Source organism: Pseudomonas sp. Pse1, from assembly GCF_024519635.1.
Classification (GTDB): Bacteria; Pseudomonadota; Gammaproteobacteria; order Pseudomonadales; family Pseudomonadaceae; genus Aquipseudomonas.
The window spans coordinates 128672-155261 of sequence record NZ_JALJRO010000012.1; the positions used below are offsets into that span (position 1 = coordinate 128672).

Genomic DNA, 26590 nt, shown 5'->3' on the forward strand with positions numbered 1-26590 from the left:
TGCAGAACAGACTGCGATTCACACAGCTTGTTCACGCGCAATAATTTGTCGAGATGCTCGCGGGCATCTCAAAAGGTCGACTAACACTAAGGACTGGAACGGCATCGTCGGCGAAAACGCAGAGTTTAGCTAATAAACTCAAAGCTTCTTCCGGAAACCCATACAACCTGTCAGGCGATCAAAGGCCTGATAGGCGTGGCCGCCAGTAAAACGGATCAGTATCCTAGCACCTCCTCGCCCGCCGACGCTAAGACCAAGCGGGCAGCTCAACAGGTTAAAAAACCAATGAATGCTCTAGCCCGCCGCGCCGCTGGCCTGCTGCTCAGCACAGTTTGCCTACCCCTCGCAGCCATGGCTGCCGACCCGCAACCGACCCATGAATTCACCCTCGACAACGGCCTCAAGGTCGTCGTGCGCGAGGATCATCGGGCGCCAGTGGTGGTGTCGCAGGTTTGGTACAAGGTCGGCTCCAGCTACGAAACCCCGGGCCAGACCGGTTTGTCCCACGCCCTGGAACACATGATGTTCAAGGGCAGCGAGAAGGTCGGTCCCGGCGAAGCGTCGTTGATCCTGCGCGATCTCGGTGCCGAAGAGAACGCCTTCACCAGCGACGACTTCACCGCCTACTACCAGGTACTGGCCCGTGATCGCCTGGGTGTCGCTTTCGAACTGGAAGCCGACCGCATGGCCAGCCTGCGCCTGCCACCGGACGAGTTCAGCCGCGAGATCGAGGTCATCAAGGAAGAACGCCGCCTGCGCACCGACGACAAGCCGATGTCCAAAGCCTACGAGCGCTTCAAGGCCATGGCCTACCCGGCCAGCGGCTACCACACGCCGACCATCGGCTGGATGGCCGACCTGGACCGCATGAAGGTCGAGGAACTGCGTCAGTGGTACGAATCCTGGTATGCGCCGAACAATGCCACCCTGGTGGTGGTCGGCGACGTCACCCCGGACGAGGTCAAGGCCCTGGCCCAGCGCTACTTCGGCCCGATAGCCCGCCGCGCAGTACCTCCGGCGAAGATTCCGCTGGAACTGGCCGAGCCGGGTGAACGGCAGATCACCCTGAAAGTGCAGACCCAGCTCCCGGCCCTGATGCTGGCCTTTAACGTACCGAGCATTGCCACCACCGAAGACAAACGCTCGGTCAACGCCTTGCGCCTGATCTCGGCGCTGCTTGACGGCGGCTACAGCGGACGCATTCCGACCCAGCTGGAACGCGGCGAAGAACTGGTGTCCGGTGGCTCGTCGAGTTACGACGCCTACACCCGTGGCGACTCGCTGTTCACCCTGTCGGCCACACCCAATACCCAGAAGCAGAAAACCATGGCCCAAGCCGAAGCTGGCCTGTGGAGGCTGCTGGAGCAATTGAAAACCACCGCGCCGTCAGCCGAGGAACTGGAGCGTGTCCGCGCCCAGGTGATCGCCGGCCTGGTCTACGAGCGTGATTCGATCACCAGCCAGGCCACCGCCATCGGCCAGCTGGAAACCGTCGGCCTGTCGTGGAAACTGATGGACAGCGAACTCGCCGAGCTGGAAAGCGTGACCCCGCAAGACATCCAGAATGCCGCCAAGCTGTACTTCACACGCGAACGTCTCAGCGTCGCCCATGTACTGCCACAGGAGACGTCTCATGAGTGAGCGTAAACCACCGCGCCTGCTGCTGATCAGCCTGGTCGCTGTCGCACTGGCGGGCTCCGCCGCTTTCTATTTCTCGCGCAGCGCTGAAACCGTCGCCAGCGAAGCCATCGACAAAGCCCAGTCGAGCCAGAAACTGCAATCGCTGGCCGAACTCGACGGCAAGGCTCCGAGCCGGCGCAAACTCGATGTGCAGACCTGGAACACCGCCGAGGGTGCGAAAGTGCTGTTCGTCGCCGCCCCTGAGCTGCCGATGTTCGACCTGCGCCTGATTTTCGCCGCCGGCAGCAGCCAGGACGGCAATGCCCCGGGCCTGGCCATGCTGACCAACGCCATGCTCAACGAAGGCGTTGCTGGCAAGGACGTCAGCCAGATCGCCCAGGGCTTTGAAGGCCTGGGTGCAGACTTCGGCAATGGTGCCTACAAAGACATGGCCGTTGCTTCACTGCGCAGCCTCAGTGCCGTGGACAAACGTGAGCCGGCCCTCAAGCTGTTTGCCGAAGTGGTCGGCCACCCGACCTTTCCTGCCGACTCACTGGCGCGGATCAAGAACCAGGTGCTGGCCGGCTTCGAGTACCAGAAACAGAACTCGGCGAAAGTCGCGAGCCTGGAGCTGATGCGCCGCCTTTATGGCCAGCACCCTTACGCCCACGCCAGCGATGGCAATCCCCTGAGCATCCCGCCGATCACCCTGGCGCAGCTCAAGGCCTTCCACGCCAAGGCCTATGCCGCCGGCAACGTGGTGATCGCGCTGGTCGGCGACCTGTCGCGCAGCGAAGCCGAGGCGATTGCCGCCCAGGTCTCCAGCGCGCTGCCCAAGGGCCCGGCGCTGCCGAAGATCGCTCAGCCGGCCGAGCCCAAGCCCGGAACCAGCCGCGTCGAGTTCCCTGCCAAACAGACCAACCTGATGCTCGCGCAATTGGGCATCGACCGCGACGATCCGGATTACGCCGCCCTGTCCCTGGGCAACCAGATTCTCGGCGGCGGTGGTTTCGGCACCCGCCTGATGAGCGAAGTCAGGGAAAAACGCGGTCTGACCTACGGTGTCTATTCGGGCTTCTCGCCGATGCAGGCGCGCGGTCCGTTCATGATCAACCTGCAGACTCGCGCCGAAATGAGCGAAGGCACCCTGAAACTGGTGCAGGACGTGCTGGCTGACTACCTCAAGACCGGTCCGACCCAGAAGGAGCTCGACGACGCCAAGCGCGAACTGGCCGGCAGCTTCCCGCTGTCCACCGCCAGCAACGCCGATATTGTTGGTCAGTTGGGTGCGATGGGCTTCTATAATCTGCCGTTGAGCTACCTCGAAGACTTCATGCAGCAATCCCAGAGTCTGACGGTCGAGCAAGTCACCGCAGCCATGAACAAACACTTGAGCATGGACAAGATGGTGATCGTCACCGTCGGTCCTACCGTGCCGCAACAGCCGTTACCGGCCCCTACTGACAAACCTTCCGAGCAGCCGCTCGGGGTTCCGGAGCATTAATGGCCCGTTCATCGAATCCAAAAAAACCGGTTCACAACGTACATAACGGCGTGAACCAGCTGCGCATCATCGGCGGCGAATGGCGCAGCCGTCGCCTGAGCTTCCCCGACGCCCCGGGCCTGCGCCCGACGCCGGACCGCGTGCGCGAGACCCTGTTCAACTGGCTCGCGCCCTACGTGCCTGGGGCGAAAATACTCGACCCCTTCGCCGGTAGCGGTGCGCTGTTTCTCGAAGCCTTGTCCCGTGGCGCAGCCATGGGGCAGGCGCTGGACGCCAGCAGCCTGGCAGTATCCAGCCTGAAGGAGCATCTGGGGACCCTGCGCTGCACCGTGGGCCAGGTGCAGACCGCCGACGCGCTGCGCTACCTGGAAACCCAGCCGGCCACCGCCTACGACCTGGTGTTTCTCGACCCTCCGTTCAACCAGAACCTGCTGCCAGCGGTGTGCACGCTGCTGGAAGAACGGCAGTGGCTGGCGGATGACGCCTGGATTTATACCGAAAGCGAAAACGCCCCTTCCACTCTCGGCCTGCCGGGCACCTGGCGCCTGCACCGGGAACAGAAATCCGGACGGGTCTACTACGCGCTGTGGCACCGCCTGGTCTGACGCCACCGAAGGAACGGGCAAGCGCATCGCCCGTTCCTCCGTCCGCCCGGTATTAAATAGCTACCACCCCCTTTGCTGCGGCATAAGCGACAGTGATCGACAGCGTTTCAAGTCAATCACCAAGGATGCCCAATACATGAACTTCTACTGCAGCGTCCTGCTGCTCTTGAGCGGGCTGATGCCCATGATAGTGCTGACCGCCCACAGCGCCCGGTCGGTGACTGTCGATCCACCGATCCAGAGCATGTGTCGCGCTGACGAGCCGTTTGTGGCAAGTTAGATTTTCTGCCACTCGCTTACCCGCCCCTCTCGAGATCGTCGTGCCACAGCCTTCTACACCTGTAACGTCTTTCACCCCGGCCCTGGGCCTCGGCAACCCGCACCTGCAAACTTTGTGGGGTCCTCTGTGGCGCAAAACCACACACCTGGAGCGCCAACGTGAACGCCTGTGGCTCGACGACGGCGATTTTCTCGATTTCGACTGGCATGGTCCGCACAGTGCAGAAGCGCCACTGGTGCTGGTGCTGCACGGTCTGACCGGTTCCTCCAATTCGCCTTACGTCGCGGGTCTGCAGCGTGCCTTGTCCGCGCAGGGCTGGGCCAGCGTGGCGCTGAATTGGCGCGGTTGCTCCGGTGAGCCCAACCTGCTGCCACGCAGCTATCACTCCGGCGCCAGCGAAGACCTGGCCGCCGCGATCAAACATCTGCGCACAGTTCGACCCCTGGCCCCGCTGTATGCCGTTGGCTATTCACTGGGCGGCAATGTGCTGCTCAAGCACCTCGGGGAAAGCGCTGGCGACAGTCAGTTGCAGGGAGCCGTCGCGGTTTCCGTGCCCTTCCGCCTGGACCAGTGCGCCGACCGTATCGGCCAGGGCTTTTCCCGGGTCTATCAGGCGCATTTCATGCGGGAGATGTTGGCCTACATCAAGAACAAGCAGCGTCAGTTTCTCCAGGACGGCCGCCACGAAGGCCTGGCGACCCTGGCCAGCCTCGGCTCGCTGGACAAGATGCGTACCTTCTGGGACTTCGACGGCCGCGTCACTGCGCCCCTGCATGGCTTTGCCGACGCGCAGGATTACTATCGGCGAGCGTCCAGCCGTTACTACCTGGGCGAAATTCGTACGCCCACCCTGATTATCCAGGCCGCCGACGACCCCTTTGTCTACCCTCACAGCCTGCCCGAGGCGCACGAACTGTCTACCTGTACTCACTTCGAACTGCAGCCCAAGGGCGGCCACGTCGGCTTCGTTGATGGCACATTGCGAAATCCCGGCTATTACCTCGAGCGGCGCATCCCTCAGTGGCTGACCCTCGCGGGACGCGGTTAAGCCTGTGCAAAACCTTCCGGGCGAATCCATCCATTTTTGGCAAACCGCCCCCCTGGCCGGCGTCGAACTGCTGTCAGCTCGCTATATCGAGCAGCGTTTCGTCCCGCATGTGCATGATGGCTTCGTGATCGACATGATCATGGCCGGCGCCCAGCGCTATCGGTATCGCGGCGCCGAGCACCTGGCCGCCAGCGGTACCCTCGTGGTGATCAACCCGGACGAACTGCACACCGGCAACAAGGGCACGGAAGACGGCTGGCTGTACCGTGCGTTCTATCCCGACAACCAACAGATCCACACCCTGCTGGCCGAACTCGAACTGCCCGCACACAACCTGCCGGCCTTCGGCGCGACGCTGTACCGCGACCCGGACCTGGTCAGTGGTTTCAGCTACTTGCACCGCTTGCTGGAGAGTCCGGCCAGCGCCTTGCAACAACAAACCCTGTGGCGCGAAATGATGTTTGCGCTACTGCAACGCCATGCCGCCGTGGCGACACCCGGACAACCGGGACGAGAACATCGCGCCATTACCCGGGCCAAGGAATTGATGCACAGCCAACTGGCCGCCCCGCCCTCGCTGGAAGCCCTGGCGGCAGCGGTCAATCTGTCGCCGTTTCACTTCGCCCGGGTATTTCGCCGCGCTACCGGCATGCCACCGCACACCTGGCTGATGCAACAGCGCATTGCCCAGGCCCGCGCCCTGCTGCAGGAAGGCTGCCTGCCGCTGGCCGTCGCCACGCAGCTGGGTTTCGCCGATCAAAGCCATCTGAGCCGGCAATTCAAGAAGGTCTATGGAGTCGGGCCCGGTGCCTATCGCAGCGCCCGATCAGTGGCACCGGCTGCATCCTAGAAACCTGCAAGATCGTTCAAGACAGACCTTTGCCGCCCGGCGCAAGATGGGCGGACAAGGAGAGTCACGATGACCCGAAAGCAGCTTTATTCACGCGGTATCCGCGACAGTTTCGCCATGGCGGTGGGCATTCTGCCGTTTGGCCTGATCTTCGGCACCCTGGCTGGGGCGGCCGGCCTGACACTCTGGCAGGCGTTCGGCATGTCGGCGCTGGTGTATGCCGGCTCGGCGCAGCTTGTCGTCCTCAGTTTGCTCGGCAGTGGCGCCAGCCTGCTGGTGATTCTGCTGACGACCTTCATCGTCAACCTGCGCCACGTGCTCTACAGCGCCACCCTGCAGCCTCATGTCGGCCAACTGCCGCAGCGCTGGCGCATCCTCTTGGCGTTCTGGCTGACTGACGAGACCTTCGCCGTGGTCCAGCGCTTCTACTTACTGCACGGCGACCGACCGCTGGCGCAGTGGTACTGGCTCGGGGTCGCCAGTTCGCTGTATGCCTGCTGGGTATTGAGTTCACTGGCCGGCGTGCTGTTCGGCCAGGCCGTGCCAGACCTGGCAAGTTGGGGCCTGGAGTTCGCCATGCTGGCGACCTTTATCGGCATCGTCATCCCCCTGCTGCGCAATCAACCACAGCTGGCCGCCGCACTGGCAGCGGGCGCCGTAGCCCTGGCCACATTCCACTGGCCGTACAAGCTGGGCCTGATGGCCGCGGCGTTCAGTGGCATCGCGGTAGGCGTGATGCTGGAGCGTCGACAATTGACCCGCCATACCGCCAGGGAGCTGCACACATGAATTATTGGTGGATGATTTTCGGCATGATGGCGATCAGCTTCATGCTGCGCTATAGCCTGTTCGCCTGGCCCAACCTGCGCTTTCCGACCCTGGTGCGCCAAGGCCTGCACTATGTGCCGACGGCCGTACTGACGGCGATTGTGGTGCCGGGCATGCTGCTGCCCGATGGCCAGCACTGGGCACTGACCCTGGACAATGCCTACTTACTCGGAGGCTTGGCGGCCATCGCCATCGCCGCCACCACCCGACACCTGCTGGCGACTATCGGGGGTGGCATGCTGGTGTTCTTCCTCCTGCGCTGGCTGTTCGGGCAACTGCCCATTTAGCCCATCAGTCGCCAGTGGCAACCGCTCGCTGGGGATCAGTGATCCACTCGCTCCACGAACCGGCATACAGCGCCCCCAGCGGGTAGCCGGCCAGACACAGGGCAAACAGATTGTGGCAGGCGGTCACGCCGGAACCGCAGTACGCTACCAACTCGTTCGGTGAACGATCCGCCAGCTTCTCGGCAAAGCGCTGCTTCAGTTGTTCGGCTGGCAGGAAGCGACCGTCCGCCCCGAGATTGTCGGTAAATGCTGCACACTGTGCGCCAGGGATATGTCCGGCAACCGGATCGATGGGCTCGACTTCACCGCGAAAACGCGGCAGTCCACGGGCATCGAGCAGGGTCAACTGCGGACGGCTCAAGCGCTTGAGCAATTGTTCAGCATTCAGCACCAGGCTCGAGTCCGGGCTGCCGCTGAAGTTACCGCGCGCGGTGGCCGGCGCATCCAGGCTCAACGGCAAGCCAGCGGCATGCCAGGCCTTGAGGCCACCATCGAGGATAAACACCCCGTCGCGCTTGCCCAGCCAGGCCAACAACCACCAGGCCCGCGCGGCAAAGGCACCGGGACCGTCGTCATAGAGCACCACGACGCTGTCGTTGTTGACACCCCAGGCCTGAAGACGCTCGATCAAGTCCGTCGCTTGTGGCAATGGGTGGCGACCGGTGACGCCCTTGGTCACAGACCCACTGAGATCACGCTCGAGGTCAGCGAAAGCGGCGCCGGCGATATGCCCCTCGGCATAGCTGCGCTGGCCATAATCGGGGTCTTCAAGGGCAAAACGACAGTCCAGAATCACCAGCCCCGGCTGGTCCTTCTTCAGGTCCAGGTCGAGTGGGCTGATCAGTTGCGCGATGGGCATGGCGGGCTCCTGTGAGTTCAAGCGGTGAGCGATCCTACTGCACTTCTTCGAGGGCCTGGCCCAACGGCACGTAAAACTCTTCGAACAGGGCGTCGATTTCGTCCCGCGACTGCTCTGTAACAAACCCGGCTTCGAGCACCAGCACCTGATACACGCCACGTTTAATGGCCTGCTCGCTGAGGTGATTGGAATTGTCGCGAGTGGTGCACAGGAAGCGCACCCAGGACGTCAGGATGATCCAGGCGTTCAGGGTCAGGGATTCGATCTGGACCTTGTCCATCTTGAGGATGCCGGCGTCGACAAACCCGGCGTAGATCGCCGTACCCTGGATCAGGCAGCGCTGGGAGAAACGCCGGTAGCGGGCCGCCAACTCTGCATCGTTGTCGAGCAAGTGCTCCAGGTCGCGGTGCAGGAACCGATAGCGCCACATCGCGTTCAGCAGTTCTTTCAAGTAGTAGCGCTTGTCTTCGACGGTGGCGGCACGACCCTGGGGCGGGCGCAGGAAGCTTTCGACCAGGGCCTCGTACTCACTGAACAGCACGGCGATGATCGCCTGCTTGTTGGGGAAGTGGTAGTACAGGTTGCCCGGAGAAATCTCCATATGCGCGGCAATGTGGTTGGTGCTGATGCTGCGCTCACCCTGCTGGTTGAACAGCTCCAGGCTGTTCTGCACGATGCGCTCGCTGGTTTTTATTCTTGGGGCCATGGCTTGAGCTTTAATTCTTCTGTGCGTTGCGGGCATCTTACGGCGTATCCGTCGGCGGATAAATCATCGTGTCCCGAGGAAGCCATTTGACATTTTAGAGTATAGACTCTAAAAACATCCTCATTCTAAAAAAAACTGGAACCACCATGACCGCCGACATCGCCTACATGCAAAACGCCCAGCAGCCGTTGAGTGAGCTGAACGAGCTGTTTACTGCGCAGCGTCTGGCGTATGCCGGCAACCCGATGCCGTCGGCGGCCCAGCGTCAGCAGTGGCTCAAAGTATTGCGTGATGTGCTGGATACCCAGCGCGATCGGCTGATCAAGGCCATCAGCGAGGACTTCAGCAACCGCAGCGCCGACGAAACCCTGTTTGCCGAGCTGATGCCCAGCCTGCACAACATCGATTACGCCAGCAAACACCTCAGGGGCTGGATGAAAGCCTCACGGCGCAAGGTCGGCGTGGCGTTTCAGCCGGCCAGCGCCAAAGTGGTCTACCAGCCGCTGGGCGTGGTCGGGGTGATCGTGCCGTGGAACTACCCGCTGTACCTGGCCATCGGACCGCTGGTCGGAGCTCTGGCGGCGGGCAACCGGGTCATGCTCAAGCTCAGCGAATCGACCCCGGCCACCGGGCAACTGCTCAAGGAACTGCTGGCGCACATCTTTCCCCAGGACTTGGTGACCGTGGTGCTGGGCGAGGCCGATGTCGGCATCGCCTTCTCCAGCTTGCCGTTCGATCACTTGCTATTTACCGGCGCCACCAGCGTCGGCAAGCACGTAATGCGCGCTGCCGCGGAAAATCTGACCCCGGTCACCCTGGAACTGGGCGGCAAGTCGCCGGCCATCGTTTCCCATGACGTGCCGCTCAAGGACGCCGCCGAGCGCATCGCCTTCGGCAAGACGTTGAACGCCGGACAGACCTGCGTCGCACCAGACTACGTGCTCGTGCCAGAAGGCCGGGTAGATGCCTTCGTCGATGCTTACCGCCAGGCCGTTCGCAGGTTTTATCCGACCCTGGTCAACAATCCGGACTACACCGCGATCATCAATCAGCGGCAGTTGGCGCGCCTCAACAGCTATGTCAGCGATGCCACCAGCAAGGGTGCGCAGTTGATCCCGATTTACGATCAGGATCAGGACCGACGCATGAGCCACAGCCTACTGCTGAATGTCAGCGACGAGATGCTGGTGATGCAGGACGAAATATTCGGTCCGCTGCTGCCGATCGTGCCTTACAGCACCCTGGACCAGGCATTTGCCTACATAAACCAACGACCAAGACCGCTGGCGCTGTACTACTTCGGCTACAACAAGTCCGAGCAGAATCGCGTTCTCCACGAAACCCATTCCGGTGGCGTCTGCCTTAACGACACTCTGTTGCACGTGGCCCAGGACGACATGCCGTTTGGCGGCATCGGCCCCTCAGGCATGGGTCATTACCACGGCCATGAAGGCTTCCTGACCTTCAGCAAAGCCAAGGGCGTACTGATCAAGCAGCGTTTCAACGCGGCTAAGCTGATCTACCCGCCTTACGGTAAATCGATCCAGAAGCTGATCCAGAAATTGTTCATCCGCTGACACCTCACTGCCGGGTAATAACAACAATGAACCCTAGTGTTTCCGATACCCCCGCGCTGTCCCGGCGTGGCCTGCTCAAATTCAGCCTAGGTGCCAGCGCCTTCCTCGCCACGGCTGGGCTCGGCGCCAGCCTCAGCGGCTGCTCGGCCAGTATCCCGGCCAACGGTTTTGCCGCCTTGCGCAGCAGCGACCTGCCCTGCTTGCGGGCGATCATCCCGGTGATGATCGACGGCGCGGTGGACAGCGAAAAACTCACGGCGGCGGTCGAGCAAACCCTGCTCAGCCTGGATAACGGCCTCAATCACCTGTCGCCGGAAATGCTCAAGCTGACCCGGCAACTGTTTGATGTATTGGGCATGACCATCACGCGAGGACCGTTGACGGGGATCTGGGGCAGTTGGGAAAACGCCAGCCCCGGGGCCATACGCGATTTCCTCCAGCGTTGGGAAAACAGCTCCCTGAGCCTGCTGCGCATGGGCCACAACTCCATTGTGCAACTGGTGATGATGGCCTGGTACAACCGCGCCGAATCCTGGGCGCATTGCGGTTACCCCGGGCCACCGAACGTCTGATCCCGCCCTTCCATAACTATAAAAAGAGACGCACCTGATGCCTGTACCCGATCCGTTCCGCGAAGGCATGGCCCGCGGCTGGAAGACCCATGACGGCTCGCAACTGACCGATGACCTGACCCTGGAAACCGATGTCGCAATCATCGGCAGCGGCGCGGGCGGCGGCACCACGGCTGAAATCCTCAGCGCTGCCGGCTACAAGGTGCTGCTGATCGAAGAAGGCCCACTCAAGACCAGCAGCGACTTCAAATTGCTGGAAGACCAGGCCTACACCCAGCTGTACCAGGAAGGCATCGGCCGCATGAGCAAGGATGGCGCGATCACCATCCTGCAGGGCCGAGCGGTCGGCGGCACGACCTTGATCAACTGGACGTCGAGCTTTCGTACCCCCGAACCGACCCTCGACCACTGGGCCCGCGAGCACGGGGTCAAAGGCCACAGCGTGGAGGAAATGGCGCCCTGGTTCGAAAAGATGGAACAACGCCTCGGCGTCGCCCCGTGGAGGGTCCCACCCAACGCCAACAACGATGTGATCCGCAAAGGCTGCGAGCAACTGGGCTACAGCTGGCATGTGATCCCGCGCAACGTGCGCGGGTGCTGGAACCTCGGCTACTGCGGCATGGGCTGCCCGACCAACGCCAAGCAATCAATGATGGTCACCACTATTCCGGCGACCCTGGAAAAAGGCGGCGAACTGCTCTATTTCGCCCGCGCCGAGCAATTGCAGATCAAGGACGACAAGGTCACCGGCCTGCTCTGCGTGGCAATGGATCAGCGCTGCGTGGAACCCACAGGCCGACGCGTCAACGTCAAGGCGCGGCATTACGTGCTGGCTGGTGGCGGGATCAACAGCCCGGCGCTGCTGATGCGCTCCAAGGCGCCCGACCCCCATGAACGCCTGGGCAAGCGCACCTTCCTGCACCCGGTGAACATGTCGGCCGCGTTGTTCGACGAGGTCATCAACCCGTTCTACGGTGCGCCGCAGTCGATTTATTCCGACCACTTTCAATGGCAGCACGGCGCCACCGGAAAGATGTCCTACAAGCTCGAAGTGCCGCCGCTGCACCCGGCACTGGCGGCGACCCTGCTCGGCGGCTTTGGCGGCGAGAGCGCGGCGCACATGCAGCAACTGCCCCACACCCACGCGATGCTGGCGCTACTGCGCGACGGTTTTCACCCGGACAGCAGCGGCGGCAACGTCGAACTGCGTGGCGATGGCTCGCCGGTGCTCGATTATCACGTCTCGGACTATGCCTGGGAGGGCCTGCGCCGGGCCTTCCACAGCATGGCCGAGATCCAGTTTGCCGGTGGCGCCAAGGCGGTAATGCCGATGCACGCGGATGCGCGCTACGTCAAAAACCTCGCTGAAGCGCGCACGCTGATCGACGGCCTGAGCCTTGAGTTGTACCGCACGCGGCTCGGCAGCGCCCATGTGATGGGGGGGTGCGCCATGGGTGAAGATCCGAAGCAAGCGGTGACCGACAGCCTCGGCCGACATCATCAACTGAGCAACCTGTCGATTCATGACGGCTCGTTGTTTCCCACCAGCATCGGTGCCAATCCGCAGTTGTCGGTCTACGGCCTGACTGCGCAATTATCGAGCGCATTAGCCGAACGCCTGAGAAATCCGTGAAAAAACTGCTTATTCGCCGTGTCTATAGTGCTTTCTTGGGCCAAAGGCGACTTGGCCGACCGGGAATGCTGCGATACCATCCGACTCCCCAACGGATTCCCGCCAGGACGACGCGATGAACCGAGTGTTGTACCCAGGTACCTTCGACCCTATTACCAAGGGCCATGGCGATCTGGTCGAACGCGCCTCGCGCCTGTTCGACCACGTGATCATTGCCGTCGCCGCCAGCCCCAAGAAAAACCCGCTATTCCCCCTGGAACAGCGTGTTGAACTGGCGCGCGAGGTCACCAAACATTTGCCGAATGTCGAAGTCGTCGGCTTTTCGACGCTGCTGGCGCACTTTGCCAAAGAGCAGAACGCCAATGTGTTCCTGCGTGGTTTGCGCGCGGTCTCGGACTTCGAATATGAATTCCAGCTGGCCAACATGAACCGCCAACTGGCGCCGGACGTGGAAAGCCTGTTCCTGACCCCGTCGGAACGTTATTCGTTTATTTCCTCGACGCTGGTCCGTGAAATTGCTGCCCTGGGCGGTGATATCACCAAGTTCGTCCACCCTGTCGTGGCCGATGCCCTTACACTCCGGTTCAAGAAATAGACCCCGACTGCAGGAGCTGGCTTGTCGGGCCGCCGCATCGCAGCGAAAAACGTCAACAATTACGCAGCGCTATCAGAAAGTACACGGCGCCCTGACGTTTTTCGCAAGCAAGCTCGCTCCTACAGCGCCAATGCGGCACAATTGCGCGCATTAGTTTTCAAAATGCCCGGGCCGACGACCCTGGCTGGAGTCTCCAATGTCCCTGATCATCACCGACGATTGCATCAACTGCGACGTCTGCGAACCCGAGTGCCCGAACGCCGCTATCTCCCAGGGCGAAGAAATCTACGTGATTGACCCGAACCTCTGCACCCAGTGCGTCGGCCACTACGACGAACCGCAGTGCCAGCAGGTGTGCCCAGTGGACTGCATTCCACTGGACGAAGCCCATCCGGAAACTGAAGAACAGTTGATGGAGAAATACCGCAAGATCACCGGCAAGGCCTGATCGGCCTGGCAAGCGCCGGCGATTAGCGCTGACAGCGCGGGCAGAACACGCTCGCGCGTTGCCCCAGCTTCACGTCCCGCAGCTGCGTGCCGCAGACCTTGCAGCCCTCGCCGCCTCGGCCGTAGACGAACAGTTCCTGCTGGAAGTAGCCCGGCTGACCGTCGCCGCCAATGAAGTCGCGCAAGGTGGTGCCGCCACGCTCGATGGCCGCCGCGAGAATGCGTTTGATTTCAATCGCCAGCTTCAGGTAGCGCGCCCGGGAGATGCCCTTGGCCTCGCGCCGTGGATCGATGCCGGCCGCGAACAACGCTTCGGTCGCATAAATATTGCCGACCCCCACCACCACCGCGTTATCCATGATGAACGGCTTGACCGCCATCGAGCGCCCGCGAGATAGCTGAAACAGCCGCTCGCCATCAAACAGATCGGTCAGCGGTTCCGGTCCCAGGCGAACCAGCAACTCGTGCTGCAGCGGGTCGAGGCTCCAGAGCATGGCGCCGAACCGTCGTGGGTCGGTGTAGCGCAGGGCCAGGCCGGACTCCAACTCGATATCCACATGCTCATGCTTGGCTGCCGGCAAGCCGACTTCCACCAGACGCAAATTGCCCGACATGCCCAGGTGACTGATCAGGGTGCCGACCTCGGCATTGATCAGCAGATACTTGGCCCGCCGCTCCACCAGCACGATGCGCTGCCCGGACAGGCGCACATCGAGATCTTCAGGGATCGGCCAGCGCAAGCGCCGGTCACGCACGATCACCCGACTGACGCGCTGGCCTTCAAGGTGCGGCGCAATACCGCGACGGGTGGTTTCGACTTCTGGCAATTCAGGCATGGCGCACTCGGTTCAGGCAAAGGTCCGACACTCAGTGGTGAGCACCGAGCTCGCGAATCGTCTGTTTCAGGTTCTCGAAGTCATAATCCGAGAGGCCGACATAGTCCAGCACCAAATGGCCGATGCTGTCCCACTCATGGTCTTCGGTCTGGTTGCCCAGCACCCGATAGGACGCGCAGATATGCTCGGCCATCTTCAGGATCGCCAGCAAGTTCTTCAACTGGCTGTTGCGCGCCGACTCGTCGCTGAAAATCGACAAGGCATTGTGGTGATTGGCGATGGCGTGGGTCACGTGCTCCGGTAGCCGCCAAGACTTGGCGGTGTAGTAACCGACCACGGCATGGTTGGTATTGAAGGCGCGGTTTTCCGTGTCCACCACCCGGCACTCGGCACCGGCATTGGCGTAGGCCTGCTCCAGCACCGCCATATAGTTGGGGAAACGCTTGAGCATCAGCGGCACCCCGCAATCGTGGAACAAGCCCAAGGCGTAGGCCTCGTCCACCGCTTGCGAGCCGATGCGCTTGGCCAGGCTGAGACTGGTCATCGCCACGTCCTGGGCGGTGTCCCAGAAACGGTTGAGCGTGACGATAGTGTCGTCATTCATCTCGCCCTTGATCGACTGCGCGTTGATCAAATTGATCACTGAGCGACTGCCCAGCAGGTTCACCGCGCGCTGGATCGAGGCAATCTTGTTGCTCAGCCCGAAGTACGGCGAGTTGACGATTTTCAACAACGCACCAGAGAGACCGGGGTCCTGGGAGATCAACTTCGCGATCACGGCGAGGTCCGGGTCGGGCATGTACTGTTCCATTTGCAGATCCACCATGATCTGTGGTTGCGGTGGAACGCTGATGCCTTGCAGGGCCTGCTGAATCTGTTCGGAAGTTAGCTCTTGGGACATAAGTACTCACTCTGGGCAAGTGGGCGATTCTAGCGGAAAAAAACCGCCCAATGGGCGCTATGTCCAGCGTATCACCGACAAACTAGCGCGCTTCGAGCGCCCATCTAGCGCTATAATCCCGCTCTTTTTTTCACCTGGAGCGACGTCATGTCCCTGCCAAGCTTGCGCCTCAAAGCCAACGCCGACCGTCGCCTGCGCGCCGGTCACCTGTGGGTCTACAGTAACGAAATCGACGTAGCCACCACCCCACTGCACGGCTTCAAGGCTGGCGATCAAGCGATTCTGGAAGCTGCCGGCGGCAAGCCGCTGGGCATCGTGGCCATGAGCCCGAACAACCTGATCTGCGCCCGCCTGCTGTCGCGCGACATCAAGCTGCCATTGGACAAGTCGCTGCTGGTGCACCGCCTCAACGTCGCCCTGTCGCTGCGCGAGCGCCTGTTTGACAAGCCGTTCTACCGCCTGGTCTACGGCGATTCCGACCTGCTGCCGGGCCTGGTGGTCGATCGTTTCGGCGACATCCTGGTGGTGCAGATCGCTTCGGCAACCATGGAAGCCCATAAGGACGACGTGATCGCCGCCCTGACCCAGGTACTGAAGCCGAGCGGCATTCTGTTCAAGAACGACTCCGCCGCGCGCGACGCCGAAGGCCTTGAGCGCTACGTCGAAACCGTGTTCGGCCTCGTGCCGGAGTGGGTTGCCCTGGAAGAGAACGGGGTGAAATTCGAGGCCCCGGTGATCCAGGGCCAGAAAACCGGCTGGTTCTACGACCACCGCATGAACCGCGCGCGCCTGGCACCCTACGCCAAGGGCAAGCGCGTGCTCGACCTGTACAGCTACATCGGCGGCTGGGGCGTGCAAGCAGCAGCCTTCGGCGCCAGCGAAGTGTTCTGCGTCGACGCCTCGGGCTTTGCGCTGGACGGTGTCGAGCGTAACGCCGCACTGAACGGCTTCGCCGACAAGATGACCTGCATCGAAGGCGACGTGTTCGAAGCCTTGAAGGAACTGAAAGCCAGCGAAGAGCGTTTCGACGTGATCGTTGCCGACCCGCCCGCCTTCATCAAGCGCAAGAAAGACATGAAGAACGGCGAAGGCGCCTACCGCCGCCTGAACGAGCAAGCCATGCGCCTGCTCAACAAAGACGGCATCCTGGTCAGTGCCTCGTGTTCGATGCACCTGCCCGAAGACGACCTGCAGAACATCCTCCTGACCAGCGCCCGCCACCTGGACCGCAACATCCAGATGCTCGAACGCGGCGGCCAGGGCCCGGATCATCCGGTGCATCCGGCGATTGCTGAAACGCGTTACATCAAGAGCATTACTTGCCGGTTGTTGCCGAATAGCTGATCGAACTACTACCCCACCGTAGGAGCGAGCTCGCTCGCGAAAAACGTAAACGATAACGCAGCGCTATCAGGCAGTCTGCGGTGTCCATGCGCTCTTCGCGAGCAAGCTCGCTCAGGTTTCGAATCGAACTGCCGATTTGCGTGATAAATCACGACCCGCCGCCTACGCAGTCCCATTCCTACATAAAAAAGGGAAATACCCCACGCCCATTTTGATTGAACTCCACACCTCGCAGATTAGTATCGGTTTCTGGCTTTCCTGCGGAAAACAAAAATAATGTCTAAGTCCTCACAACCGCCCACGGCTAGTGACGAATCCAGGCGACAATACCTTTCACGATTCATCCTTATCACCTGCATCTCGCTGATCAGCTTTTTCCCAATCAATATTCTGCTGCCGTCTTTCCCAGCCCTCGCCACCCACTTCGATACCACCAGCGCCGACATTGCGCTGTCCATCAGCGTGTTCACCCTGGCTTTCTCGATATCCCAACTAGTCGTCGGTCCACTCTCGGATAAATGGGGACGCAAGGCAGTGCTTTTGGCTTGTATCAGCCTGTCGATCCTGGGAGCGATAGGCTGTGTACTGGCCGCTGACTACCTGACTTTCATGCTGTTTCGCACAGTGCAGGCTTTAGGCTGCGGCTTTTTTGTGCTGGGGCATGCTCTGGTGGAAGATCTGTTCGAGGAACAGGATCGAGCGCGAGTACGTCTCTACTACATGACGCTGAGCGGCTCGTTTGTCGCCCTGTCACCGCTGATCGGTTCATGGCTGCAAACCTTATTCGACTGGCAAGGGAGCTTCTACGGATTCGCCTTGATGGCCCTGGGCATGCTGATCCATGCGATATCCACCCTACCCTCCAAGTCCGCCAGCCCGCATCGCGTGACGTTATCGATTATCGCCACACTGAAAGCCGTAGCGGGCAACCATAATTTCCTGCGCTACTGGTGGATCGCCTCTCTGGCCTTCGCCTGTTACTTCGCGTTAATCAGTGTGACACCGCTGATTTTCATGGACGCTTTGCAACTATCCCAATACCAATACGCGCTGGTGTTGATGGTGTACGGCATCGCCTATTTATTGGGTGGTGTCGCCGCGGGGTTGTTGCAAAAACGTGTTCCACTGTCCCGGCAAATCAACATCGGCCTCGGATTGCTCTGTGTTGCCGGCGTACTGTTAGCGCTGACTCTCAATGTTGACGCCATCACGCCCGTGACCTTGCTGGCCCCAATGCTAATAAGCGCCCTCGCCGTAACACTCGTGCGGCCCGCCGCAATTTCTGCAGCGATGTCAATGTTCTCAAGCAGCGCGGGTACGGCGGCGTCAGCAGGTAATAGCATCATGTTCCTCACAGCTGCCATCAGCAGCGCGGCACTGGCGCAGACGGGCAAATATCTGCTCGTAACTATCGCAATAAGCTTTATTCTCCTCAGCCTTTTGGGCTGGCTGACCAACGCCAAAATCTACGCTAAACGCCATCCAATGCGTTCTACCTAATAGCACTGCGTTATCGTTGACGTTTTTCGCGAGCAAGCTCACTCCTACAACTCCACACGTCCCAAAGCCGCCGTGTTCACGGTTTCGGCCATTCCCTCCAGCCGCCAGCGGTGTAGAATCGACGCTATTCATCGCCAGTCATCCCCCGGCGGGTTTATGAGCTCAAGGCCAATGCGCACGGCGATCCCGTCACGTTTGCGGCAACGTCCGGACACACGGCCATTTTTCGGGTGTTCCAGACGTCAATAGAAGCTCACTCCCCTTTGATACCTGATTTGCCGCCCGGAGTGCTCCATGCCTGATTACCGTTCGAAAACATCCACCCACGGCCGCAACATGGCCGGTGCTCGTGCCCTGTGGCGCGCCACGGGGATGAAAGATGACGACTTCAAAAAGCCGATCATCGCCATTGCCAACTCGTTCACCCAGTTCGTACCGGGCCACGTTCACTTGAAGGATCTGGGTCAACTGGTCGCCCGCGAGATCGAGCGCGCTGGCGGCGTTGCCAAAGAATTCAACACCATCGCGGTCGATGACGGCATCGCCATGGGCCACGACGGCATGCTCTATTCGCTGCCGAGCCGCGAGATCATCGCCGACTCCGTCGAATACATGGTCAACGCGCACTGTGCCGACGCCATCGTCTGCATCTCCAACTGCGACAAGATCACCCCTGGCATGCTGATGGCCGCCCTGCGCCTGAACATCCCGGTGATCTTCGTTTCCGGCGGCCCGATGGAAGCCGGCAAGACCAAACTCGCCTCCCACGGCCTGGACCTGGTTGACGCCATGGTCATCGCCGCCGACTCCAGCGCTTCTGACGAGAAAGTCGCTGAGTACGAGCGCAGCGCCTGCCCGACCTGCGGTTCGTGCTCCGGCATGTTCACCGCCAACTCGATGAACTGCCTGACCGAAGCCCTGGGCCTGGCCCTGCCGGGCAACGGTTCGACCCTGGCCACCCACAGCGATCGCGAACAGCTGTTCCTGCAGGCCGGCCGCACCATCGTCGAGCTGTGCAAGCGCTACTACGGCGAGAACGATGAGTCGGTATTGCCGCGCAACATCGCCAACTTCAAGGCCTTCGAAAACGCCATGATGCTCGACATCGCCATGGGCGGTTCGACCAACACCATCCTGCACCTGCTGGCCGCCGCCCAGGAAGCCGAGATCGCGTTCGACCTGCGTGACATCGACCGCCTGTCGCGCAAAGTGCCGCAACTGTGCAAGGTGGCGCCGAACATCCAGAAGTACCACATGGAAGACGTGCACCGTGCCGGCGGGATTTTCAGCATCCTCGGCTCGCTGGCCCGTGGTGGCCTGCTGCACACCGACCTGCCGACCGTACACAGCAAGACCATGGCCGAAGGCATTGCCAAGTGGGACATCACCCAGACCGACGACGAAGCGGTGCATCACTTCTTCAAGGCCGGCCCGGCAGGCATCCCGACCCAGACCGCATTCAGCCAGTCGACCCGTTGGGAAACCCTCGACGACGACCGTGAAAACGGCTGCATCCGCAGCTTCGAACACGCCTACTCGCAAGAAGGCGGCCTGGCCGTGCTGTACGGCAACATCGCCCTCGACGGCTGCGTGGTGAAAACTGCCGGTGTCGACGAGTCGATCCACGTGTTCGAAGGCAACGCGAAAATCTTCGAAAGCCAGGACAGCGCCGTACGCGGCATCCTCGCCGACGAAGTGCAGGCCGGCGACATCGTGATCATTCGCTACGAAGGTCCGAAAGGCGGCCCGGGCATGCAGGAAATGCTCTATCCGACCTCCTACCTGAAGTCCAAGGGCCTGGGCAAAGCCTGCGCCCTGCTGACCGACGGCCGCTTCTCCGGCGGCACCTCGGGCCTGTCCATCGGCCACGCATCGCCAGAAGCCGCTGCCGGCGGTGCCATTGGCCTGGTGCAGGACGGCGACAAGGTGTTGATCGACATCCCGAACCGTTCGATCAACCTGCTGGTCAGCGACGAAGAACTCGCCGCCCGCCGCGCTGAGCAGGACAAGAAAGGCTGGAAACCGGTGGAAGTGCGCCCACGTAAAGTGACCACCGCGCTGAAAGCCTACGCCCTGCTCGCCACCAGCGCCGACAAGGGCGCGGTACGCAACAAGGCCATGCTTGACGGGCTGTGATCGCTAGCTGCTGAACAAAAAATGCCCCGCCTCGTGCGGGGCATTTTTTTGCCTGTATCAATCGTGCGGATCAAGATTATCCAGCGCCTGATTCACCGCCAACTCACCCAGCATGATGACCTGCGCAATACCCAGCATCGTGCTGCGTTGCGGACCTTCCAGCAACCCGGCGAAATCACTGGCCATGACGTGCGCCGAGGCCAGCGACTCACTGGCGTGCGCCAACAGGGCTTCATTGTCGAGGCCAGGGGTAATCAGGAAGGTGCGGCAGGGTTTGCGGGGAGTGGTGTGAGCGCGGGAAAGTGGGGCGTTGTGTTCTGGAGGATCGGGGGTGATCTTCAACATGGGAAAAACTCCTTACACCTATAGATAAGGAGCCATCACCCTCGCTACCAAACGAAGGGTGGCGGCCAATACACAGGTTGGTAGACCGGGGTGTAAGGAATCCGGCGCGCCCGAAAGCGCCCTGTGCATGGCCACCATAAATGCAGCAATGACAAAGCATTGCCCAAGGTGTTGCCTTGCACCTCACACACTCGGGCTACCAAACCCGATCGCTGATATTCAGCGACGGATCACGGTAGTGGCCGAGGACAAGGCGCACAAGTCGGACGATTCTGATGTAGGCGTAGTCCTTTACGCAAGATTGTGACCGCAGGGGTGAGTGACTGGAAATGTCGGCAACGGGCCGCTCACAGATTCGCGAGAAATCACCCAGCACGAACAACCGGCATAAGCGCGGCGTCGCACTGGGTGAACCGGTACTGGATAGATGCGAGGTTTTTGCGGAGCTGCTCAGACTATTTGCAGGATCATGGTTTGACCCAAGGCTCCGCGATCGACAGGGTAATAAGATATCGCTCCTCGTTCGGACGCTTGGGATCATCAAAGCGCCCCACATTCAGCATGACCTGATAAAGATTGGCTGCCTGCCAACGAGTTGTACCGCCCTTCCTCTCATTTTGTAATCGAGCACGCCAATAGGGCGTGTCAGCAATCGGTGGACGAATAGCTCGCCAGCCTTTCTGCCTCCATTGGTCTTGCAAATCCAATATCAGCTTGAGAGTGTCGTCGAGCAAAAGCGGCTCGAGCTGGGGAGACATACGCACGCTGTATACCAACCCATCGTTGTAAAACACCGCAAAGAAACGAGCCTGAGGAGTGAAAAATCCGTACTGGAGATCAGTGAAACGAAGACGGGCATCTGATTGCGGAATGGAAAAAGACACACCATCGGGAACGGCAGCACCTATGGATGCACTGGATCGCTGGCGCATATCCTCGTAGGGCTCACCAATCACCAAAGCGATTTCTGGCTCAACCGAAACCGCCTTGATCACAACTACCGCCAACAGAGCCGCGATGCCCATTACCGAAATACGTGTGTGCCAAATCACATGTTTGATCGGACTCTTCAGCACACCTCGAACACGGATCATGGCCGGACCCAAGGCTCGGCTATAGCCAGCGTGATGAGATATCGCTCCTCGCTCGGGCGCTTATCGTCTCTGAATCGCCCTACCACCAACATCGCTTGGTACTTGCTTCCTGCTTGCCAATAAGAGGTGCCGCCTTTTTTTACACCTCGTAATTGAGCGCGCCATTCGGGCGTGTCGGCAAACGGTGGATCATCTTTGATGCGGATTGGGTTCCAACCTGCTTTGCGCCACTGGTCTTGTAGGTCCAATACAATCTTGAGGGTGTCATCGAGCAAGAGCGGTTCGATTTGGGGAGACATTCGAACGCCGTCGACCAACTCGTCATCAAACATAACTGCGAAAAAACGAGCCGGAGGTGTCACGAAGCCGTATTGAGGATCAACAAATTTCAAACGAGCATCTGACTTGGGAATGTTGAACCAGGCACGCCCTGGGATCGCAGGACCAATGCTTGCGCTAGAGCGATGACGCATGGCCTCATATGGTTCGCCAATAACCAACGCAATTTCCGGCTCTCTAAATGCTGCCCACAATAGGACTGCCACAGCAGTTGCAAATACACCACGCTGCCAACCCAATCGTTTGAGCCAGCTCATCGCACACCATGCCCGCCGGCAATATCCCGAATTGACTGTTCGATTAGATAACGGTCTGCACCCTGTAGCAGCCTATCAAACTCCCCAGCAGCCTTGAGCACAAAAGCCATGCGCTGGTCGATATCGGATAGGTCTGCCAGGGGATTGTTGCCGAATCCAATAGTACGGCTGTCATCGACGCGCCGACACTGACTAGCTAATGTGAGCTCAATGGCTTGTGCAGCGCCGGACGGAAAACCCGTGACATAGGATGCATGGTTGCCTCGCAACAACCTTACAAATCGAGCGTCGCTGTACATCGACGGTTGCAAGATATTGACCTGCTCGTGTCTGGCAAGATGGTCCACACTTTTCGCTACGTCACCATTCTCGATGGCATGAAAAGCCTGCCCAATTTCCTTGTGGTTGAATCCAAAACCCAACTTCTCCTGCTCAATCGGCCACAACAGCGGATACCGTTCATTCCCATAAAGATTCTTCCGCGACGGCAAACACTCCTCAAACGCCCCCACCCCCCTCTCGCTATAAAACAAATGCAACGGATACACATCCAAAAACAGCGTGGTATTACCCAGCGCCAGCATGTCGTGGACGAATTGCAGTTGCTGTTGCACCAGCGATAGCGGTTCGCCGTCGCGCCGCAGGTCGACGCCTGGCACCGGGTTGTTGCTGCGGGCTTGTTCGTAGTCGTGTTGCGCTCGTTTGTCGGTCTTGCCGAAGAGGGTCAGTCCAGGAAATTTCCAGCGCCGCTCAGCGCTATCAATCATGCGTTGTCCTGCCTGGTGCTCGGCCTGGATCTTCTCGATCGACTCCACCGCATGCAACAACCCACACCCCACCTGCTTCGACGCAAACGCCGCAAGCCCTGCCCATTGGAAGCGTGGGTCTTTCAGCCAGAGGTTGGCGTAGGCGGCATTGATCACGCGGTTGCGGGCTTTGGGGTCGGCGATGAGGATGCCACCCGGGGCGACGATGGCTTCGGCGCGCATTTGGTAGCTGCGCCAGAGGTTTTCGCAGAATGGCGTGGGTTGCTCGCTGAACGCTGCGGCAGGCGAGGCGTTGAAGGAGCGCGGGGCGGCGGGAGTGGGGGCGAATGATTGAGTGGCGGCTCGGCTGTGGTCGAACGCCTGGGCATTTTCGAACACTTCCGAGAAGATTGTCTGGCTGGCTTCGAGCCGGGGTGGCGGGTCGCACTTGCAGCGGCAGAGGTCACCGTCGAGGGCGACTTGGCGGCCGTAGAACGAGTTTTTCAGATGGGGACCGTCGAAGGCGATGACCCCGTAGCTGTCGCATGCCGGGCAATAGACTTCATCGCCTTCACAGGCGACGGGCTGGTCTTCGATCTTGAAAAATCCGGTGCCCGTGCGTACGTCGCCGCCGACGGTGGTTTTGGCCCCAACGGTGATGAGGTGGCGCTTCATGCGAAATGTGTCCCTGTCAGATCGAAAGGACGCACGCTAGAAGAGCCAATGCCGGAGTTAAATCAGACGTTTCGTTGTTTGGTGTAGGACGGCTCTGTAAAGCCGGAAACCAAGTGCGCCAATACCTGACTGTCAGCGCACCTGGATCTCATATTCTGACAACCTGCGGCGCCCTAAGGTTTTTCGCGAGCAGGCTCGCTCCTACAGGAGCGGCGGGATGCCGGAGTTACTGAATCTCCTCCGGCTTGACGATCACCCAGTTCTTGTCCGCCGTCACCGGCAAGCCTTCCTTGGCCTGGGCCGCAGCGTTTTTGGCCATCATGCCGTTAATCTGGGTCATGTATTTGTCCTTGCGGTTGATCCACAGGTGGATGCCGCCCTTGGCTACGTCGACGCCGTGGAACAGCATGTAGCCATCGCTGGTCGGGGTATCGCCGCCTACCAGCACCGGTTTTTTCCACTCATCGATGTAGGTCAGGATCGCGGCCTGTTTGCCGGCCATCCAGGTCGCCGGGGTCCACAGATACGGGGTCAATTCCAGGCCCAGGTTGGCTTTTTCGTCATACTTGCCGGCGGTGATCTGTTTGCGTGCGGTGGTCAACTCGCCGGTCTTGCGGTCCTTGAGCAGCATCGACACGCCGATGACGTTCTGCGGTTTGACGTTGTAGCCGTATTTCGGATCGGAAGCGACCATGCGCACCAGCTCTTCCGAGGCGGCGGTCATCACATAGACCTCAATGCCGTTTTCCATCAGCTTGTTGTACAGCTCGGCTTGCCCAGTGAAGATTTTCGGCGGGTTGACCTCGATGGTCTTGACCACATCCCCTTCGTAATAGGTGCTCGGCACCGGCTTGCCGGAGGCCATCAGCTCATCAACGTAGCCCTTGAGCTCCTTGAGGGTGAAGCCCGAGAACACTTGCGCGACCCAGGGGTAGCAGACCATGTCGTCGACTTCACAGAGCCGGTAGTAGTAACTGAACAGGCTTTCCTTGTGATCGGCGGTGTCCTTGAACGGCATCAGTTTCAGCGAGGGATCGAGTTTCTCACGGGTGATCAGGCCCTTGTTCTCCATGAACGGCAGCAACGACTCTTCCAGGTCGTAGCGGTAACTGGTGTTGTCCATGTCGAACACCGCGTAGTTACCCTTGTTCGCATTGGCCGCGATCATCGCGTCCAATTGCTTGGCCTGGGCCTCGGGCCAGTGCTTGAGATCAGTGGCGGACACCTGGCCGGCAAGGCCCAGGCACATGGCGACGGCTAACACTTTCGCGGCGACTTTCATGTGCATTTCTCCCTGGATGAAAGCTATCGACGCTAACAAATAAGTGTGACAGTCCTCGTCTGAGCGCGACCGCTTGCGTGCTGATTCCGCCACCGACATAACCCACAGCGCCACGGCCTTATTCCAAAAACGACAGTCGACCTGCCTTTTTGATATTAATTCAATAGAAATCAAGCTGTTAGGCTTACCGGTTCGCAATCGCCCTTGCATCGCGATTGGCACAAGTCTTTTTGGAGTTGTCATGAATCTGCCGCTGATCCTCAATCTGCTGGTGTTCCTCGCCCTGTTGTTCGGCCTGACCCAGACCCGCCACACCACTTGGAGCCTGGCCAAAAAAGTCCTGCTGGCACTGGCCATGGGCGTCGGCTTTGGCGTCGCCCTGCATTCGATCTACGGTGCTGGCAACCCGATCCTCAAGGCCAGCATTGGCTGGATCGACCTGGTGGGCAACGGTTACGTGCAATTGCTGCAAATGATCGTGATCCCGCTGGTATTTGCCTCGATCCTCAGCGCAGTGGCGCGCCTGCACAACGCCTCGTCCCTGGGCAAGATCAGCTTCCTGACCATCGGCACCCTACTGTTCACCACGGCGATCGCCGCGCTGATCGGCATCGGCCTGACCAATCTGTTCGGCCTCACCGCCGAAGGCCTGGTGGCCGGCACCCAGGAAATGGCGCGCCTGCAAACCATCCAGAGCGATTACGCGGGCAAGGTCGCCGACCTCAATGTTCCGCAGTTGCTGCTGTCGTTCATTCCACAGAACCCGTTCGCCGACTTGGCGCGCGCCAAGCCGACCTCGATCATCAGCGTGGTGATCTTCGCCGCGTTCCTCGGTGTCGCAGCGCTGCAGTTGCTCAAGGATGACGTGGAAAAAGGTCAGAAAGTGATCAACGCCATCGACACCCTGCAAGCCTGGGTGATGCGTCTGGTGCGCCTGGTGATGAAGCTGACGCCGTATGGCGTGCTCGCGCTGATGACCAAGGTGGTTGCCGGCTCCAACCTGCAGGACATCATCAAGCTCGGCAGTTTCGTGGTGGTGTCCTACCTCGGACTGGGCCTTATGTTTGTGGTGCACGGCCTGCTGGTGGCGCTGGCCGGGATCAACCCGCTGCGCTTTTTCCGCAAAGTCTGGCCGGTGCTGACCTTCGCCTTCACCAGCCGCTCCAGCGCAGCGAGCATTCCGCTGAGCATCGAAGCGCAAACTCGCCGCCTGGGTATCCCACAGTCGATCGCCAGCTTCGCCGCGTCGTTCGGTGCGACCATTGGCCAGAACGGTTGTGCCGGTCTCTACCCGGCGATGCTCGCGGTGATGGTTGCGCCAACTGTAGGCATCAACCCGCTGGACCCACTGTGGATCGCGACGCTGGTGGCGATTGTGACCCTGAGTTCGGCCGGTGTGGCCGGCGTCGGTGGCGGCGCGACCTTTGCCGCGCTGATCGTGCTGCCGGCCATGGGCTTGCCGGTGTCATTGGTGGCGTTGCTGATTTCGGTCGAACCGCTGATCGACATGGGCCGCACCGCGCTGAATGTCAGCGGCTCGATGACCGCCGGGGCGATCACCAGCCAGATCATGCAGCAGACCGATAAAGCATTGCTCGATGCCGATGAGCATGAGGAATTGGCGCACGCCTGAGATCCAGGGTGACCGGGCGGGCCTCTTCGCGGGCAAGCCCGCTCCTGCAATGGGTTGTGAACGGTGGGAGAGGGCCGGGCGGCGTTCCGCT

Annotated in this window: 26 protein-coding genes; 17 read left to right on the forward strand and 9 right to left on the reverse strand. The window is 60.5% G+C overall.

The genetic code is table 11. From position 1 onward, the window contains the following. Positions 1-285: 285 nt before the first annotated feature. The 8 genes from NR126_RS18555 (at position 286) to NR126_RS18590 (ending at position 7022) form a co-directional block, all read left to right on the forward strand. On the forward strand, positions 286-1641 hold the full coding sequence (locus tag NR126_RS18555) for a pitrilysin family protein (protein WP_256830814.1): 1356 nt from the start codon (positions 286-288) through the stop codon (positions 1639-1641). After that, a complete protein-coding gene (locus NR126_RS18560) occupies positions 1634-3124 on the forward strand; it encodes a pitrilysin family protein (RefSeq protein ID WP_105753698.1) in 1491 nt (496 codons plus the stop codon). The genes NR126_RS18555 and NR126_RS18560 overlap by 8 nt, the downstream gene beginning before the upstream one ends. After that, positions 3124-3729, forward strand: a complete 606-nt coding sequence (gene rsmD / locus NR126_RS18565; protein WP_027616987.1) for a 16S rRNA (guanine(966)-N(2))-methyltransferase RsmD — start codon at positions 3124-3126, stop codon at positions 3727-3729. The genes NR126_RS18560 and rsmD overlap by 1 nt, the downstream gene beginning before the upstream one ends. 136 nt (positions 3730-3865) lie before the next feature. Next, entirely contained in the window at positions 3866-4009 is a 144-nt protein-coding gene (locus NR126_RS18570; RefSeq protein ID WP_256830815.1) for a hypothetical protein, read from the forward strand. A 40-nt stretch (positions 4010-4049) separates the two neighbouring features. After that, positions 4050-5057 carry a hydrolase gene (locus tag NR126_RS18575; RefSeq protein ID WP_027616986.1) on the forward strand — a complete coding sequence of 336 codons (1008 nt, stop codon included), beginning with the start codon at positions 4050-4052 and terminating at the stop codon, positions 5055-5057. A gap of 4 nt (positions 5058-5061) precedes the next feature. After that, positions 5062-5907 carry an AraC family transcriptional regulator gene (locus NR126_RS18580; protein ID WP_256830817.1) on the forward strand — a complete coding sequence of 282 codons (846 nt, stop codon included), beginning with the start codon at positions 5062-5064 and terminating at the stop codon, positions 5905-5907. A 69-nt stretch (positions 5908-5976) separates the two neighbouring features. Beyond that, positions 5977-6696, forward strand: coding sequence for an AzlC family ABC transporter permease (locus NR126_RS18585; RefSeq protein ID WP_027616984.1), 720 nt, complete (start codon positions 5977-5979; stop codon positions 6694-6696). Beyond that, entirely contained in the window at positions 6693-7022 is a 330-nt protein-coding gene (locus NR126_RS18590; RefSeq protein ID WP_027616983.1) for an AzlD domain-containing protein, read from the forward strand. Before NR126_RS18585 ends, NR126_RS18590 begins: the two co-directional genes overlap by 4 nt. A gap of 4 nt (positions 7023-7026) precedes the next feature. Here the strand turns inward: NR126_RS18590 and NR126_RS18595 are convergent, their stop codons facing one another. Together NR126_RS18595 and NR126_RS18600 are read right to left on the reverse strand one after the other, a co-directional pair. Next, a complete protein-coding gene (locus NR126_RS18595) occupies positions 7027-7881 on the reverse strand; it encodes a sulfurtransferase (protein ID WP_256830820.1) in 855 nt (284 codons plus the stop codon). A 34-nt stretch (positions 7882-7915) separates the two neighbouring features. Then, a complete protein-coding gene (locus tag NR126_RS18600) occupies positions 7916-8587 on the reverse strand; it encodes a TetR/AcrR family transcriptional regulator (RefSeq protein ID WP_027616981.1) in 672 nt (223 codons plus the stop codon). Between the two features lie 146 nt (positions 8588-8733). Between NR126_RS18600 and NR126_RS18605 the strand changes: the two genes are divergently transcribed. The 5 genes from NR126_RS18605 (at position 8734) to NR126_RS18625 (ending at position 13412) form a co-directional block, all read left to right on the forward strand. Then, a complete protein-coding gene (locus NR126_RS18605) occupies positions 8734-10164 on the forward strand; it encodes a coniferyl aldehyde dehydrogenase (protein ID WP_105753694.1) in 1431 nt (476 codons plus the stop codon). A 26-nt stretch (positions 10165-10190) separates the two neighbouring features. Next, the gene (locus NR126_RS18610; RefSeq protein WP_256830821.1) at positions 10191-10736 is read left to right on the forward strand and encodes a twin-arginine translocation pathway signal protein; all 546 of its coding nucleotides are present in this window, start codon (positions 10191-10193) and stop codon (positions 10734-10736) included. A 37-nt stretch (positions 10737-10773) separates the two neighbouring features. Continuing rightward, on the forward strand, positions 10774-12369 hold the full coding sequence (locus NR126_RS18615; protein ID WP_105753693.1) for a GMC family oxidoreductase: 1596 nt from the start codon (positions 10774-10776) through the stop codon (positions 12367-12369). A 115-nt stretch (positions 12370-12484) separates the two neighbouring features. Beyond that, positions 12485-12964 (forward strand): pantetheine-phosphate adenylyltransferase, encoded by a 480-nt coding sequence (coaD, locus tag NR126_RS18620; RefSeq protein ID WP_008019993.1) that lies wholly within the window; start codon positions 12485-12487, stop codon positions 12962-12964. A 196-nt stretch (positions 12965-13160) separates the two neighbouring features. After that, entirely contained in the window at positions 13161-13412 is a 252-nt protein-coding gene (locus NR126_RS18625; protein ID WP_003195146.1) for a YfhL family 4Fe-4S dicluster ferredoxin, read from the forward strand. Positions 13413-13434: 22 nt separating this feature from the next. Here NR126_RS18625 and mutM read toward each other — a convergent pair whose 3' ends face one another. Together mutM and NR126_RS18635 are read right to left on the reverse strand one after the other, a co-directional pair. After that, complete coding sequence (gene mutM, locus NR126_RS18630; protein WP_027616977.1) at positions 13435-14247, reverse strand: bifunctional DNA-formamidopyrimidine glycosylase/DNA-(apurinic or apyrimidinic site) lyase; 813 nt, start codon at positions 14245-14247, stop codon at positions 13435-13437. Positions 14248-14278: 31 nt separating this feature from the next. After that, the gene (locus NR126_RS18635) at positions 14279-15148 is read right to left on the reverse strand and encodes an HDOD domain-containing protein (protein WP_027616976.1); all 870 of its coding nucleotides are present in this window, start codon (positions 15146-15148) and stop codon (positions 14279-14281) included. A 147-nt stretch (positions 15149-15295) separates the two neighbouring features. Here NR126_RS18635 and NR126_RS18640 point away from each other — a divergent pair, with 147 nt between their 5' ends. The 3 genes from NR126_RS18640 (at position 15296) to ilvD (ending at position 20128) form a co-directional block, all read left to right on the forward strand. After that, positions 15296-16492: a class I SAM-dependent rRNA methyltransferase gene (locus tag NR126_RS18640; RefSeq protein ID WP_027616975.1), complete on the forward strand. Its 1197-nt coding sequence runs from the start codon at positions 15296-15298 to the stop codon at positions 16490-16492. Positions 16493-16768: 276 nt separating this feature from the next. Continuing rightward, complete coding sequence (locus NR126_RS18645) at positions 16769-17992, forward strand: MFS transporter (RefSeq protein ID WP_105753692.1); 1224 nt, start codon at positions 16769-16771, stop codon at positions 17990-17992. Positions 17993-18286: 294 nt separating this feature from the next. Further along, entirely contained in the window at positions 18287-20128 is a 1842-nt protein-coding gene (gene ilvD / locus NR126_RS18650) for a dihydroxy-acid dehydratase (RefSeq protein WP_027616973.1), read from the forward strand. 57 nt (positions 20129-20185) lie between these two features. Here the strand turns inward: ilvD and NR126_RS18655 are convergent, their stop codons facing one another. The 5 genes from NR126_RS18655 to NR126_RS18675 all read right to left on the reverse strand — a co-directional run bounded on the left by NR126_RS18655 (position 20186) and on the right by NR126_RS18675 (position 24866). Continuing rightward, entirely contained in the window at positions 20186-20473 is a 288-nt protein-coding gene (locus NR126_RS18655) for a DUF6124 family protein (protein ID WP_256830824.1), read from the reverse strand. Positions 20474-20940: 467 nt separating this feature from the next. Continuing rightward, positions 20941-21567: a hypothetical protein gene (locus NR126_RS18660; RefSeq protein WP_372826841.1), complete on the reverse strand. Its 627-nt coding sequence runs from the start codon at positions 21565-21567 to the stop codon at positions 20941-20943. Then, positions 21564-22163 (reverse strand): hypothetical protein, encoded by a 600-nt coding sequence (locus NR126_RS18665; RefSeq protein WP_256830825.1) that lies wholly within the window; start codon positions 22161-22163, stop codon positions 21564-21566. The genes NR126_RS18660 and NR126_RS18665 overlap by 4 nt, the downstream gene beginning before the upstream one ends. Beyond that, a complete protein-coding gene (locus NR126_RS18670; RefSeq protein WP_256830826.1) occupies positions 22160-23584 on the reverse strand; it encodes a PAAR domain-containing protein in 1425 nt (474 codons plus the stop codon). The genes NR126_RS18665 and NR126_RS18670 overlap by 4 nt, the downstream gene beginning before the upstream one ends. A 226-nt stretch (positions 23585-23810) precedes the next feature. Further along, positions 23811-24866: a haloacid dehalogenase-like hydrolase gene (locus NR126_RS18675; RefSeq protein WP_256830827.1), complete on the reverse strand. Its 1056-nt coding sequence runs from the start codon at positions 24864-24866 to the stop codon at positions 23811-23813. 241 nt (positions 24867-25107) lie between these two features. Here NR126_RS18675 and NR126_RS18680 point away from each other — a divergent pair, with 241 nt between their 5' ends. Beyond that, on the forward strand, positions 25108-26499 hold the full coding sequence (locus NR126_RS18680) for an L-cystine transporter (protein ID WP_256830828.1): 1392 nt from the start codon (positions 25108-25110) through the stop codon (positions 26497-26499). The last annotated feature ends 91 nt before the right edge of the window (positions 26500-26590 follow it).